Below are 13,662 nucleotides of genomic sequence, written 5' to 3' on the forward strand. Positions count from 1 at the left end.
CGCTGCCGTCCCGAAGGGCAGGTGCCGCCGCTGGTCGCCACGTTGGGCGCGGCGCTGGCCGCCGACCCCGCCCGCCGCTGGTCCGAGGCGGACCTGACCGCCCTGGGCCATGACCCCTCGACCGTGCGGCGGCTGTTCCGCCAGCATCTGGGCACCAGCTTTCTGCAGCTGGCGCGCGCGGCACGGCTGCGCGCGGGCCTGACCACATTGACGCAAGGAGGCAGGATGATCGACGCACAGCTGGACGCGGGGTTCGATTCGGCATCGGGGTTCCGGCAGGCCTTTGCACGCCTGTTCGGGCATGCCCCGCACCAGATGCGGGGGGCCGCGGACCTGCGCGCGGACTGGATCGATACGCCCCTGGGCGGGATGATCGCCATCGCCGATGACGACGCCCTGCACCTGCTGGAATTCACCGACCGCAAGGCGCTGCCCCAGGGGCTGCGGCGGCTGTCGGTGATGGCGGGGGGGCGGATCGGGCTGGGCCGCACCGCGGTGACCGACCGGGCCGAGGCCGCCTTGGCCCGGTTCTTCGCGGGCAGCGACGGGCGGCTGGACCTGCCGGTGCGCCTGCGCGGCACGCCGTTCCAGACCCGCGTCTGGCAGGAACTGCAGGCGATTCCCGCGGGCCGGACGCGCAGCTATGCCCAGCTTGCGGCGGCCATCGGCCATCCCACCGCCGTCCGCGCGGTCGCGGCGGCCAATGGGGCGAACCGGCTGGCGCTGGTCGTGCCCTGTCACCGGGTCATCGGCACAGATGGCACCATGACCGGATATGCGGGCGGCCTGTGGCGCAAGGAGCGCCTGATCGCGCTGGAGCGCGGCTATGGAATCACCTGACAAGGCTTGACGACGCGCCCCTCATGCGGTAGCCACCCGCGAACGGAATTCCGGGCGCTGCCTCGCGGCGCCTTTTCACATTGGGACGGACCCCCCGCCCGCACAGCTGAGACGAAGGAACACACCATGTCGCGCGTCTGCGAACTGACCGGCAAAGGCCCGATGAGCGGTAACAATGTCAGCCATGCCAACAACAAGACCCGTCGCCGGTTCCTGCCGAACCTGAACGAGGTCACGCTGCTGTCCGAAAAGCTGGGCCGCGGCTACTCGCTGCGCATCTCGGCTGCGGCGCTGCGTTCGGTCGATCACCGTGGCGGCCTGGACGCCTTCCTGGCCAAAGCCAAGGACACCGAGCTGTCGGACCGCGCCCAGAAGATCAAGCGCGACCTGGTCAAGGCCGAATCGGCTGCCGCGACCGCCTGATCCGATGATCGTCGGATGATGCATGGCCCTGCCGTTCCGGCGGGGCTTTTGCATGTCCGGAACCCCGGCCCGTGCGGTGCGGCCTGTGCGCGCCCCGGCCCCATCCAAGGACCTTGCCGAATGAAACTGTCGATCCTGGCCGCCGTCGCGGTGCTGTCCCCGGTGGCCGCCCTTGCCCATGACGGCATGCACGCCAACGACGCCTATGCGCGCAGCACCAACCCCAAGGTGGGCGCGGTCTTCATGCAGCTGGAAAACCACCGTCAGGTCGCCTGCACCCTGCAGGGCGTGTCGTCCGACGCGGCCGAGCGGGTCGAGCTGCACACCCATGTCGAGGAAGGCGGCGTCATGAAGATGACCCGGATCGAGGACGGGATCGCCGTCGCCGCCGGTCAGACCCACGCCCTGAACCGCGGCGGCGACCACATCATGATGCTGGGCCTGGCCGAACCGCTGGCCGATGGCGACACGCTGACCCTGTCGATGGATTTCGGCGATTGCGGCACCGAGGAGGTGCAGGTCGTCGTCGACAACCAGCGCGAGGATGCCGCCCCCGCCGATCACGACCACGGCGACCATCAGGGCCACTGAGGCCCCTCAGGCCGCCCGTTCGACCAGTTGGGCGGCCACCGGACCCAGGTGCCGGACGATCAGCGCCACCCCCTGCGCCGACGGGTGAACCCCGTCCCGCAGCAGCAGGGGCGCCCGGTCGGTCGCGGGCACCTGTGCCAGCGGCGCATACAGATCCTGCAGCAGCAGCGCGCCGTGGCGTTCGGCCAAACGCGGCCAGATGCCGCTCCAGGCGCGGCGCCAGTCGGGCTGGCCCGCCGGGGCATGGATGCCGACCAGCAGCAGGGGCCGCCCGCCGCTGCCCGCGGTCTGCAGGATCGCGTCCAGGTTCGCCTCGGCATCGGCGGGCTGCCAGCGGCGCAGCATGTCGTTGCCGCCCAGCTCGACCATGACGGCATCGGGGCGGTGGCGGCGCATCGACAGCTCAATCCGCACGCGGCCGCCATAGGTCGTGTCCCCCGACAGCCCCGCATCGATCAGATCCGCCGGGCGCCCCGCATCGGCCAGCCAGGCCGACAGCTGCGGGACCAACCCCTCGGTCGGGCCCAGGCCGAAACCGGCGGTCAGGCTGTCGCCAAAGCACAGGATGCGCGGCAGCGCCTGTGCCTGGGCGGGGCGGACCAGCGTGGCGGCGGCGGCGGTCAGCAGGTGGCGGCGGGTCAGGATCATGCGGCAGTCCTCAGGCGCAGGGCATTCGTCACCACGAAGACCGAGGACAGCGCCATCGCGCCGGCCCCCAGCATGGGCGACAGTTGCGGCCCACCAAAGGGCACCAGCGCGCCCATGGCAACCGGGATCAGCGCGGCATTATAGGCGAATGCCCAGAACAGGTTCTGGCGGATGTTGCGCATCACGGCGCGCGACAGGCGGATCGCCCGGGCGACGCCCTGCGGATCGCCCGCCATCAGCACCGCATCGGCGGCCTCGATGGCGATATCGGTCCCGGTGCCGATGGCGATGCCCGTGTCGGCGGCGGCCAGCGCCGGCGCATCGTTGATGCCGTCGCCCACGAAGACGCTGCCCGGCCCCATCGCGCGGATCGCCGTCAGCTTGTCGTCGGGGGTCAGCCCGCCCTGCGCCCGGTCGATGCCAAGCCGCGCGCCCATGGCCTGCGCGGTGGCGGGCAGGTCGCCCGACAGCATCTGGGTCCGCAGGCCCATGTCGCGCAGGGCGGCGATGGCCGCGGCGGATTCCGGTCGTTCGGGATCGGCCAGCGCGAATGTCGCCACGTGGCGGCCGTCGGCGGCCAGATGCACCGGGGTCGCGCCATCGGTCGATACGGCATCGGCATGGCGGATCAGGGCGGCGTCCGGCACGATGCCCGCCGCCTGCAGCGCGGCGGCGTTGCCGATCAGCAGCGACCGCCCCTCGACCATCGCGGTCAGGCCGCGTCCGGGCAGGGCGGTCACCGATTGCGCCGGGGGCAGCGTCATGCCGCCTGCCTCGGCCAGGATCGCGCGGCCCAGGGGGTGTTCGGATCGGGCCTCGGCCGCGGCGGTCAGGCGCAGGGCCGCGTCGCGGTCGATGCCGTGGGTCCAGATCTGCGTCACACGGGGGCGGCCTTGCGTCAGCGTCCCGGTCTTGTCAAAGGCCACCACCCGCGCGCCCGCCAGTTTCTGCAAGGCATCGCCCTGGCGGAACAGGATGCCAAGCCCCGCGCCGCGCCCGCTGCCCACCATGATCGACATCGGCACCGCCAGGCCCATCGCGCAGGGGCAGGCGATGATCAGCACCGACACCGCCGCCACGACCGCATGCGCAAGGTCGGGGCCAAAGATCAGCCACAGCGCAAAGGCCAGCACCGCCAGGCCCATCACCACCGGAACGAAGATCCGCGTGACCCGGTCGACCAGCGCCTGCACCGGCAGGCGGGCGGCCTGCGCCTCTTCGACCAGGGCCACGATCCGCGACAGCACGGTGTCCGGCCCCGTGGCCGTGACGCGATAGGTCAGGGCGGCCGCGCCGTTGACCGTGCCGCCGGTCACCGTGTCGCCGGGCGCGCGCAGCACCGGGACGGGTTCGCCCGTCAGCATGGATTCGTCGACATGGCCCGCGCCTTCGGTCAGCACGCCATCCAGCGCGATGCGTTCGCCGGGCGCCAGCTGCACCAGATCGCCCGGCTGCAGGTCGGCCACCGCGACACGCACCGGATGCCCGTCCCGCAGCGCCGTCGCGTGATCGGGCGTCAGGGCCAGCAGCGCGCGGATCGCGGCGCCGGCCTGGCCCTTGGCGCGCGCCTCCAGCCAGCGGCCGGTCAGGATCAGGGTGACGATCACCGCCGCGGCCTCGAACCACACCTGGCGCGAGGCGGCGGGGACCAGGCCGGGGGCCAGGGTCACGACGGCGGAAAAGGCAAAGGCCGTGCCCGCGCCAAGCGCCACGAGGCTGTTCATCTCGGGGGCGCCGCGGCGCAGGGCGGCAAGCCCCGTGCCGAAGAACCGCCGCCCCGGTCCGGCCAGCACCGCCAGCGTCAGGATCATCTGCACGACCCACAACGTGCGCATCGGCACCAGCGCATGCAGCCAGTGATGGAAGGCCGGGACCAGATGGCCGCCCATCTCGACCACCGCGACGGGCAGGGTCAGGGCGGCGGCGGTCAGGGCCGCGCGGCGCAGGGCCGGGGCCTCGTCCGGGGGTGGGGGCGCGCGGTCGGCGATGACGGTCGCGGGATAGCCCAGATCCGTCACGATTTGCGCCAAGGCCTGCGGGGTCAGGGCGGGATCGTGGCTGACCTGGGCGCGGTGGGTGGCCAGGTTCACCTGCGCATCCGCCACGTCGGGGCGGGCCGACAGCACGCGGCCCACGCGTCCCGAACAGGCCGCGCAGCTCATGCCCCGGATGGCCAGGCGGGTGACAGGCAGGCCATCGGCGGGGATCGGGGCTGCGGCTTGTGTCATGGGTGACAGATGTGGCGCGAGGGACGCGCGGTCAAGGCCGCGAGGCGGCCGAACGCCCTCGTGAGTTGCGGGCCGGGGGCGTTTCGCTGTATCCGGGGGAAAAGCAAACCGATTGGAACTGCGCCATGAACCGTCGTCAGATGATCTCTCTGGCCGCCCTGCTGGTGGCCGCACCCGCCCTGGCCCCGACGCTGGCCGGCGCCCAGGAGGCGGCGGTCGATCCCTATGCCCCCATCGAGGTCGAGATCCGGGACGATTTCGAGACCGGCAGCATCGTCGTCGTCAGCCGCGATTTCTTCCTGTATCACGTCGTCGCACCGGGCAAGGCGGTCCGCTACGGCGTCGCCGTCGGCACGGCCGAACTGGTCTGGAAGGGCAAGGCCACGATCGGCCGCAAGGTCGAATGGCCCAGCTGGCGGCCGACCGACGACATGATCGAACGCAACCCCGGCGCCTATGCCAAATACGCCGACGGCATGCCCGGCGGTCCGCAGAACCCCCTGGGGGCGCGGGCGCTGTACCTGTATGACGACCGGGGCAACGACACCGCCATCCGCATCCATGGCACGACCGATCCCGGATCGATCGGGCGGGCGGTCTCCAACGGCTGCCTGCGCATGCGCAACGAGGCCGTGATGAGCCTGTTCGACCAGGTGCCCATCGGCACGCCCGTCTACGTCTTCTGATCTTGGATCTGACGCTTGCCAGTGCGGCGGACCCGGTTCTGGCCGGGTTCGACGACATCATCGATGTCCGCGCCCCGGCGGAATTCGCCGAGGATCACCTGCCCGGAGCGATCAACCTGCCGGTCCTGTCGGATGCGGAACGTGCCCGCGTGGGCACGGTCTACAAGCAGGTGTCACCCTTTGACGCCCGCAAGCTGGGGGCGGCGCTGGTCGCGGCCAATGCGGCGCGGCACCTGCAGGGGCCGCTGGCCGATCGGGGCGGCGCGTGGCAGCCGCTGGTCTATTGCTGGCGCGGTGGGCAGCGCTCGGGCAGCTTCGGCACGATCCTGAGCCAGATCGGCTGGCGCGTGGCGCGGGTCCAGGGCGGCTACAAGGCATGGCGGTCGCTGGTCGTGGACCGGGTGCAGAACGGTCCGATCGCGGCCCCGGTGATCGTGCTGGACGGCAACACGGGCAGCGCCAAGACCGCGATCCTGCAGCGGCTGGCGCAGCGCGGCCATCAGGTGATCGACCTGGAGGGGCTGGCCAACCATCGCGGCAGCCTGTTCGGCGGCCACCCCGAGGGCCAGCCCAGCCAGAAGATGTTCGAAGGACGCCTGGCCGTCGCGCTGGAGCGTCTGGATCCCGCCCGCCCCCTGCTGGTCGAGGCCGAGAGCAGCCGCATCGGCCAGATCACCGTCCCCAAGGCAATGTGGCAGGCGATCTGCGCCGCGCCCCGCCTGCAGATGCAGGTGCCGGTTGCCGCGCGCGCGGCGTTTACCGCCGCGACCTATCGCGACATGGTCGACGATCCCGCGCGCGTCGCCGCGATCCTGGACCTGATGGCCCCCCTGCACCCCGCCGAGCGTGTCGAGGGCTGGCGGCAGGCGCTGGCGCAGGGCCGGTGGCAGCAACTGTCCGAGGGGTTGCTGCGGGATCATTACGACCCGCGCTATGACAAGCACCGGTCGCGCCATGACGACGGGCGCGGACAGATCGTCGCACTGGACGACCTGTCCGACCTGGACGCCGCCACCGGCCGGGTCGAGGCCGCGCTGGCCCGCATGACCGCGAACGGTGCGCGTTCGGCGGTGGATGCGGGCGACACCCGCGCGGCGGTCTCTGATTTGTGATCGGGCAGGGGCGCGGGCTGGCCTAGTCTGACTGCGACCCCATGTCAGGAGAGCGCGATGACCCGGATGAGTGCCAAGGATTTCCCGCAGGAGCTGCTGGAGCTGTACGATTTCTATGCCCACGGCCGCATCACCAAGCGGCAGTTCCTGGACCGGGCGGGCAAGTTCGCGGTCGGCGGCGTCACCGCGCTGGCGCTGCTGAACATGCTGCGGCCGAACTATGCGCTGGCCCAGCAGGTCAGCTTTACCGATCCCGACATCCTGCCCGAATACGTGACGTATCCGTCGCCCGAGGGGCATGGCGAGGTTCGTGCCTATCAGGTGGCCCCGGCGGGCGAGGGGCCCTGGCCCGCGGTCCTGGTGATCCACGAGAACCGCGGCCTGAACCCCTATATCGAGGACGTCGCGCGGCGCCTGGCCAAGGCGGGCTATCTGGCGCTGGCGCCGGACGGGCTGACCTCCAAGGGCGGCTATCCCGGCAATGACGAGGAGGGGCGCGCCCTGCAGGCCGAGGTCGATCCGACCCTGCTGATGAACGATTTCTTTGCGGGGGCCGAACATCTGATGGCGCATGAGCAGTCGACCGGCAAGGTCGGCGCGGTGGGCTTCTGCTATGGCGGGGGCGTGTGCAACGCGCTGGCGGTGGCCTATCCGGAACTGGGCGCGTCGGTGCCCTTCTATGGCCGGCAGGCCCCCGTGGCGGATGTTCCCAAGATCGAGGTGCCGCTGCTGTTCCAGTTCGCCGAGATCGACGAGAACGTCAACGCCACCTGGCCCGCCTACGAGGCCGCGCTGAAGGAGGCTGGCAAGACCTATGAGGCGCATGTCTATCCGGGCACCAACCACGGCTTTCACAACGATTCCACGCCGCGATACGACCCCGAGGCCGCGGAACTGGCGTGGCAGCGGACGCTGGACTGGTTCGCCCGCTACCTGGCCTGATCCTTCAGGAAACGGCGCAGCACGGTTTCCAGCTTGGCCGCGCCCAGAGGGGCCATTGCCTTGGTGTGGTCGTGGCTGATCGATTCGTCGGACAGCCCCGCCCCCATGTTGGTGACGACCGAGATGGCCGCCGCCCTGAGGCCCAGGAACCGTGACAGGATGATCTCGGGCACCGTCGACATGCCCACCGCATCTGCGCCAAGCGTGCGCGCGGCGCGGATCTCGGCCGGGGTCTCGAAGCTGGGCCCCGAGAACCAGCAGTAGACACCCTGCGGCAGCGCCACCCCCTCCGCCTCGGCGGCGGCCAGCAGGGCCGCACGCATCGCGGCGTCATGCGCGTCGGTCATGGGCACGAAGCGCGCGTCGGTCGCCTCTCCGATCAGGGGGTTGGTGCCGGCAAACGCGATGTGGTCGTTCAGCAGCATAAGCCCGCCGGTCGGGATGTCGGGGCGCAGCGACCCGGCGGCGTTGGTCAGGATCAGCTTGTCGCATCCCAGGGCCGCCAGCACCTCCAGCGGCAGACGCATCGCGTCCGCCCGCCCGGATTCATAGTAATGCGACCGCCCCCCGAAGACCGCGACCCGCACCCCCTCCAGCTGGCCGATGACCAGCTGGGGCACATGGCCCGACACGCCCGCATGGGGAAAGCCCGGCAGATTGTCATAGGGGATCGCCACGCCATCGACGCATGCCGACAGGTGGCCCAGCCCGGACCCCAGGATCAGGCCGTATTCGGGCGCCTCCTGACCCGCGCGGTCGCGGATCAGGGCGGCAAGCTCAGCGCTCCTTGACATAGGGCTCTCCTCCGGCGCGGGGCGGGATGGCGCGGCCGACGAAGCCGGCCAGGATCACCACCGTCAGGATATAGGGCAGCGCGTTCATGAACATGGACGGCACCGTGATGATCCCCAGGTCCAGGTTCGGATAGAGGTTGGCGATCGCCTCCAGCAGGCCGAACAGGAAGGTCGCGAACAGCGCCTGCCACGGCCGCCACTTGGCGAAGATCAGCGCGGCCAGCGCGATGAAGCCGCGCCCGGCGGTCATCTCCTTGACGAAGCCCGCCGACAGGCCGGTCGCCAGATAGGCGCCCGCGATGCCGCACAGCACCCCTGCGATGGCCACCGCGGTATAGCGCAGACGTGTGACAGACACGCCCGCGGTATCGACCGAGGCGGGGTTTTCCCCCACCGCGCGCAGGCGCAGGCCGAACCGGGTGCGGTACAGCACCCACCACGTGATCGGCACCAGCGCGAAGGCCACATAGACCAGGATCGTCTGCCCCGAGATCAGCCCTGAATAGATCGGGCCCAGCACCGGGACATTGCGCAGCGCCTCGGCGCCGGGCAGGGTGATCGGGTTGAACCGCCCCGCACCGGTCAGGGCCGGCGTGCGCCCGCCCAGTCCGAAGGCGTTCTGTCCGACCAGCACCGTCAGCCCCGAGGCCAGGAAGTTGATCGCCACGCCCGAGATCAGCTGGTTGCCCATGAAGGTGATCGAGGCGAGGCCATGGATCAGCGACAGCGCAAGCGACCCGGCGATGCCCGCGGCCAGGCCCAGCCATGCGCTGCCGGTGATATAGGCGACCGATGCGGCGGTGAAGGCTGCCATCAGCATCTTGCCCTCCAGCCCGATGTCGAAGACCCCGGCGCGTTCGGAATAAAGCCCCGCCAGACAGGCCAGCAGCAGCGGCGTCATCAGGCGCAGCGCGCTGCCGATGCCCTGCTGGGCGGCGGCGCCGTCGGCAAAGGCCCAGACCAGGCAGATGGCCAGGACGATGATCGCGATCAGCGAGTCGCGGATGTTCATTTCACCGCCCCCCGGCTGGTCCGTTTCATGGTCAGGAACAACCGTTCCAATGGCATACGGACCATGTTGTCCAGCGCGCCCGTGAACAGGATCACCAGGGCCTGGATCACGATGATCAGCTCACGCGGGATGGTGGTCCACAGCGCCAGCTCTCCGCCGCCCTGATAGAGGAAGCCGAACAGCAGGGCCGCCAGCAGGATGCCCAGGGGGTGGTTGCGGCCCATCAGCGCGACCGCGATGCCGATGAAGCCCGCACCCTCGACCGCGTTCAGGACCAGGCGTTCGGATTCGCCCATCACGTTGTTGATGGCCATCATGCCCGCCAGCGCGCCCGAGATCAGCATGGCGATGACGGTGATGCGCACCGGGTTGATGCCCGCATAGACCGCACCCGGTTCGGACTTGCCGAAGGCGCGGATCTGATAGCCCAGACGCGTCTGCCAGATCAGCACCCAGATCAGGAAGCAGGCCGCCAGCGCCACCAGGAAGGTCACGTTGACCGGGGTGTTGCGGCCCCATTCAAACCCCATGCCCGCCGCGATGTCGGTCAGCGCGGGCAGGTTCGTGGCCTCGGGGAAGCGGGCGGAGGCCGGGTCCATGCTGCCCGTCGGGCGCAGCTGGTTCACCAGCACATAGTTCAGCGTGGCCGCGGCGATGAAGTTGAACATGATCGTGGTGATCACGATGTGGCTGCCGCGTTTCGCCTGCAGGATAGCGGGGATGAAGGCCCAGGCCGCCCCGAAGGCCGCGGCGCCCAGCATCGCCACCGGCAGGGCGATCGCCCAATGCGGCAGCGGCAGGAACAGCAGCACCAGCGCGACCCCCAGGCCGCCCATCGCCGCCTGCCCCTCGCCGCCGATGTTGAACAGGGCGGCGTGATAGGCGACCATCACCGCCAGCCCCGTGAAGATGAAGTTCGTCGCGTAATACAGCGTGAAGCCCCAGCCATAGCTGGAGCCGAGCGCCCCTTCGACCATCGTGGTCAGCGCCATCCAGGGGCTTTCCCCGATGGCCAGGATCACCAGCGCGGAAATGCCCATCGCCAGCACCAGAGAGATCAGCGGCGTCAGGATGACGTCCGCCCATTTCGGCATCTTGTCCATCAGGCGCGTCCTTCCGGCAGGTCATGGGCGATTCCCGGCGGGATGCCCGCATCGTCGGGGACGCTCCTGGTGTCGGTGATGCCCGCCATCAGCAGGCCCAGTTCCCCGGTGGTGGTCTGTGCGGGCAGGCGTTCGCCCATGATGCGGCCGTCGAACATCACGGCCACGCGGTCGGACAGGGCCAGGATCTCGTCCAGCTCGACGCTGACCAGCAGGATCGCCTTGCCCGCGTCGCGCAGGGCCACGATCTGCTTGTGGATGAACTCGATCGCGCCGATGTCCACGCCGCGCGTGGGCTGGCCGATCAGCAGCAGGTCGGGGTTGCGCTCGATCTCGCGGGCGACGACGATCTTCTGCTGGTTCCCGCCCGAAAAATTGCGCGCCGCCAGGTGGCAGTCGCGCGGGCGCACGTCGAACCGCTCCATCTTGGCCTGGGCGTCGCGGCGGATGGCGTCGTTGTCCATCAGCCAGCCCCTGTTGAACTCGGGCGCGTCGTGCCAGCCGAAGGCCACGTTCTCCCACGCGGCGAAATCCATGATCAGGCCTTCGACCTGACGGTCCTCGGGGATGTGGCCCACGCCGTCGCGGCGGCGCTGACCGGCGTCGCAGCCCGACCCGGTCAGGGGCAGGGCGGCGCCGTTCATGCGCACCTCGCCCGTGACCCTGGCGCCCTTCTCGGGGTATCCGCCCAGGATCTCCAGCAGCTGGGTCTGGCCGTTGCCGCTGACGCCCGCGATGCCCAGGATCTCTCCGGCGCGGATGTCCAGGTCGATGCCGCGCAGGCGTTCCACCCCCTCGGCATCGACCATGGTCAGGCCGCGCACCTCAAGGACCGGGGCCTGCGGCCGTGCCGGCTGCTTGTCCACGTTCAGCAGCACCTTGCGGCCGACCATCAGCTCGGCCAGCTGCTCGGGGCTGGTCTGGGCGGTCCGGACCGAGGCGACCATCTCGCCGCGGCGCATCACGGACACGTTGTCGGTGATCTCCATGATCTCGCGCAGCTTGTGCGTGATCAGGATGATCGTCTTGCCCTCGTCGCGCAGCCCCTTGAGGATGCGGAACAGGTGGTCGGCCTCGGCGGGCGTCAGCACGCCGGTCGGTTCGTCCAGGATCAGGATGTCGGCCTGGCGATACAGCGCCTTGAGGATCTCGACCCGCTGCTGGTGCCCGACGGAAAGGTTTTCCACCACCTCGTCGGGGTCCACGTTCAGCTGGTATTCGGCGGCCAGGCGCTTCAGGACGCCGCGCGCCTTCGACAGCGACGGGCGCAGCAGGGCGCCATCCTCGACGCCCAGGATGATGTTCTCCAGCACGGTGAAGTTCTGCACCAGCTTGAAGTGCTGGAACACCATGCCGATGCCCGCGCGGATCGCGGTCTGGCTGTCGCTGATGCTGATCGGCTTTCCGCCCACCAGGATCTGGCCCGCATCGGGTTTGTAGAACCCGTAAAGGATCGACATCAGCGTCGATTTCCCGGCGCCGTTCTCTCCGATGATGCCGTGGATCGTGCCGCGCGGCACCGACAGGCTGATGTCGCGGTTCGCCTGAACCGCCCCGAACGCCTTCGAGATGCCCCGCAGCTCGATGGCAGCGGGGGCGGCCGTCGCCGACCGCCCCCCCAGCATGTCGCCCGCAGTGGTCATTACGACGCCGGGCAGGCGTTGTCGGTCATGAAGTCATGCACCGTGACCTCGCCCGAGGCGATGGCAGCCTTGGCCTCGTCCACGGCGGCCTGCATCTCGGCGGTGACCAGCTCGGCATTGTTGTCGTCGACCGCGACGTCCACGCCGCCCGCGGCCAGGTCCATGACCTTGACGCCCGGCTCCAGGTCGGTGCCAGCAGTGAAGGCGTCGAAGACCGCATTGTCCACGCGCTTGACCATCGAGGTCAGGATCTGGCCCGGATGCAGCGCGTTCTGGTTGCTGTCCACGCCGATGGCCAGGATGCCCTCGTCGGCGGCGGCCTGCAGCACGCCGATGCCGGTGCCGCCGGCGGCCGCATAGATCACGTCGGCGCCCTGCGATTTCTGCGCGCGCGCCAGCTCACCACCCTTGACGGGGTCGTTCCAGGCGGCGGGCGTCGTGCCGGTATAGTTGCTGACCAGCGAACCTTCGGGCTGGACCGACTTGAACCCCTGGGCAAAGCCGCATTCGAACTTGCGGATCAGCGGGATGTCCATGCCGCCGATGAAGCCGACGGTGCCGGATTCGGACGCCATCCCGGCCATGACGCCGGCCAGATAGCTGCCCTGCTCCTCGGTGAAGACGACCGATTGCACGTTCGGCGCCTCGACCACCATGTCGATGATGGCGAATTTCGTGTCCGGGTAATCGCCCGCGACCTTGGTCAGCACGTCGCCAAAGGCGAAGCCGGTCATGACGATGGGGTTCGATCCGCTCTCGGCCAGGCGGCGGAGGGCCTGCTCGCGCTGTGCCTCGGACTGCATCTCCAGCTCGCGATAGGTGCCGCCGGTCTCCTCGACCCAACGCTGCGCGCCGCCGAACGCCGCCTCGTTGAACGACTTGTCGAACTTGCCGCCCAGGTCATAGATCAGCGCCGGATCGGCCAGCGCCGCACCGGTCGACAGCACGGCCAGGGCCGAGCCCGCCAGCAGCGATTTCATCAGGGACATAAAGGAACCTCATCCTGTTTTTCGCGGGCGATTCAACGGGCCCGCTGATCGCCCGATTAGGGCGCATCGCACGGGGTCCGGTCAACCGCCTTCTTGGGTCGCACGCAGCGTCAGACGCATCACGATCGCGTCCGTCGCAGGCCCGTAATATCGCCGCCGGACGCCCGCTTCCAGCCATCCCGTGGCCTGATACAGCCGCCGTGCCGCAAGGTTGTCATGCGCGACCTCCAGAAAGGCCTCCTCGGCCTCCATCGCCGCCGCTTTGCCCGCGAATGCGGCAACCAGCGCGCGGCCCGTGCCCGCCCGCCGCGCCTGCGGGTCCACGGCCACGGTTAGCAACTCGGCCTCGCCGGCGATGGCGCGCCCCATCAGGAAACCGTGCGGCGCCTCCAGCAGGAACGTCCCACGACCCGCCAGAAGGCTGGCGAACTCGTCGGCCGACCAGGGGCGCGGGCTGTCGAAGCATCGCGCATGCAGCGCGGCCAGATCGTCGGGCGTCACGCCAGGATCACCGGGGGTGCATCGCGGGCGGGCGCTGCATCCGCCGGGCGCAGATAGACTGGCGCGGGGCGGGGCTGCGGCAGATGCGCGCGGGCCGCGGCCAGGCGCGCCACGCCCTCGGCAATTCCTGTCGCAGGCGCAGCCTGCGCC

At 70.1% G+C, this 13,662-nt stretch carries 14 protein-coding genes; 6 read left to right on the plus strand and 8 right to left on the minus strand.

All coding sequences use genetic code 11. The features are described from left to right. The 3 genes from FHD68_RS19730 to FHD68_RS13660 form a co-directional block, all read left to right on the plus strand. The coding region (locus FHD68_RS19730) for a bifunctional transcriptional activator/DNA repair enzyme AdaA (protein ID WP_139085993.1) at positions 1 to 840 on the plus strand (840 nt) is incomplete at its 5' end. Positions 841 to 966: 126 nt separating this feature from the next. Next, a complete protein-coding gene (gene rpmB, locus FHD68_RS13655) occupies positions 967 to 1,263 on the plus strand; it encodes a 50S ribosomal protein L28 (protein ID WP_046001306.1) in 297 nt (98 codons plus the stop codon). Between the two features lie 120 nt (positions 1,264 to 1,383). Beyond that, positions 1,384 to 1,854 (plus strand): copper chaperone PCu(A)C, encoded by a 471-nt coding sequence (locus FHD68_RS13660; RefSeq protein ID WP_045984182.1) that lies wholly within the window; start codon positions 1,384 to 1,386, stop codon positions 1,852 to 1,854. A gap of 6 nt (positions 1,855 to 1,860) precedes the next feature. Here the strand turns inward: FHD68_RS13660 and FHD68_RS13665 are convergent, their stop codons facing one another. Further along, complete coding sequence (locus tag FHD68_RS13665) at positions 1,861 to 2,502, minus strand: arylesterase (protein WP_127899166.1); 642 nt, start codon at positions 2,500 to 2,502, stop codon at positions 1,861 to 1,863. Further along, on the minus strand, positions 2,499 to 4,730 hold the full coding sequence (locus FHD68_RS13670; protein ID WP_139085995.1) for a heavy metal translocating P-type ATPase: 2,232 nt from the start codon (positions 4,728 to 4,730) through the stop codon (positions 2,499 to 2,501). Before FHD68_RS13670 ends, FHD68_RS13665 begins: the two co-directional genes overlap by 4 nt. Before the next feature lie 125 nt (positions 4,731 to 4,855). On the opposite strand from FHD68_RS13670, the gene FHD68_RS13675 reads away from it, so the two are divergent. From FHD68_RS13675 to yghX, 3 genes are read left to right on the plus strand one after another with little or no spacing between them, the layout of a single operon-like run. Beyond that, positions 4,856 to 5,416: a L,D-transpeptidase gene (locus FHD68_RS13675; protein WP_046001308.1), complete on the plus strand. Its 561-nt coding sequence runs from the start codon at positions 4,856 to 4,858 to the stop codon at positions 5,414 to 5,416. A 2-nt stretch (positions 5,417 to 5,418) separates the two neighbouring features. Beyond that, complete coding sequence (mnmH, locus tag FHD68_RS13680) at positions 5,419 to 6,528, plus strand: tRNA 2-selenouridine(34) synthase MnmH (protein WP_127899164.1); 1,110 nt, start codon at positions 5,419 to 5,421, stop codon at positions 6,526 to 6,528. Positions 6,529 to 6,585: 57 nt separating this feature from the next. Continuing rightward, entirely contained in the window at positions 6,586 to 7,470 is an 885-nt protein-coding gene (gene yghX, locus FHD68_RS13685) for a YghX family hydrolase (RefSeq protein ID WP_045983273.1), read from the plus strand. On the opposite strand, the gene FHD68_RS13690 is transcribed toward yghX, so the two are convergent. The 6 genes from FHD68_RS13690 to FHD68_RS13715 all read right to left on the minus strand — a co-directional run bounded on the left by FHD68_RS13690 (position 7,458) and on the right by FHD68_RS13715 (position 13,512). Next, positions 7,458 to 8,264, minus strand: a complete 807-nt coding sequence (locus FHD68_RS13690; RefSeq protein WP_127899163.1) for a purine-nucleoside phosphorylase — start codon at positions 8,262 to 8,264, stop codon at positions 7,458 to 7,460. The two genes, yghX and FHD68_RS13690, sit on opposite strands and share 13 nt — an antisense overlap. Then, positions 8,248 to 9,276 (minus strand): ABC transporter permease, encoded by a 1,029-nt coding sequence (locus tag FHD68_RS13695; protein WP_127899162.1) that lies wholly within the window; start codon positions 9,274 to 9,276, stop codon positions 8,248 to 8,250. Before FHD68_RS13695 ends, FHD68_RS13690 begins: the two co-directional genes overlap by 17 nt. Next, complete coding sequence (locus FHD68_RS13700) at positions 9,273 to 10,379, minus strand: ABC transporter permease (RefSeq protein ID WP_127899161.1); 1,107 nt, start codon at positions 10,377 to 10,379, stop codon at positions 9,273 to 9,275. The genes FHD68_RS13695 and FHD68_RS13700 overlap by 4 nt, the downstream gene beginning before the upstream one ends. Beyond that, entirely contained in the window at positions 10,379 to 12,022 is a 1,644-nt protein-coding gene (locus FHD68_RS13705; RefSeq protein WP_244297866.1) for an ABC transporter ATP-binding protein, read from the minus strand. The genes FHD68_RS13700 and FHD68_RS13705 overlap by 1 nt, the downstream gene beginning before the upstream one ends. Next, positions 12,022 to 13,011, minus strand: a complete 990-nt coding sequence (locus FHD68_RS13710; protein ID WP_046001312.1) for a BMP family lipoprotein — start codon at positions 13,009 to 13,011, stop codon at positions 12,022 to 12,024. The genes FHD68_RS13705 and FHD68_RS13710 overlap by 1 nt, the downstream gene beginning before the upstream one ends. Positions 13,012 to 13,092: 81 nt before the next feature. Next, positions 13,093 to 13,512, minus strand: a complete 420-nt coding sequence (locus tag FHD68_RS13715; RefSeq protein ID WP_127899160.1) for a GNAT family N-acetyltransferase — start codon at positions 13,510 to 13,512, stop codon at positions 13,093 to 13,095. Positions 13,513 to 13,662: the final 150 nt, after the last annotated feature.

The organism is Paracoccus marcusii, assembly GCF_006151785.1.
In the GTDB taxonomy this organism is placed as follows: Bacteria; Pseudomonadota; Alphaproteobacteria; order Rhodobacterales; family Rhodobacteraceae; genus Paracoccus; species Paracoccus marcusii.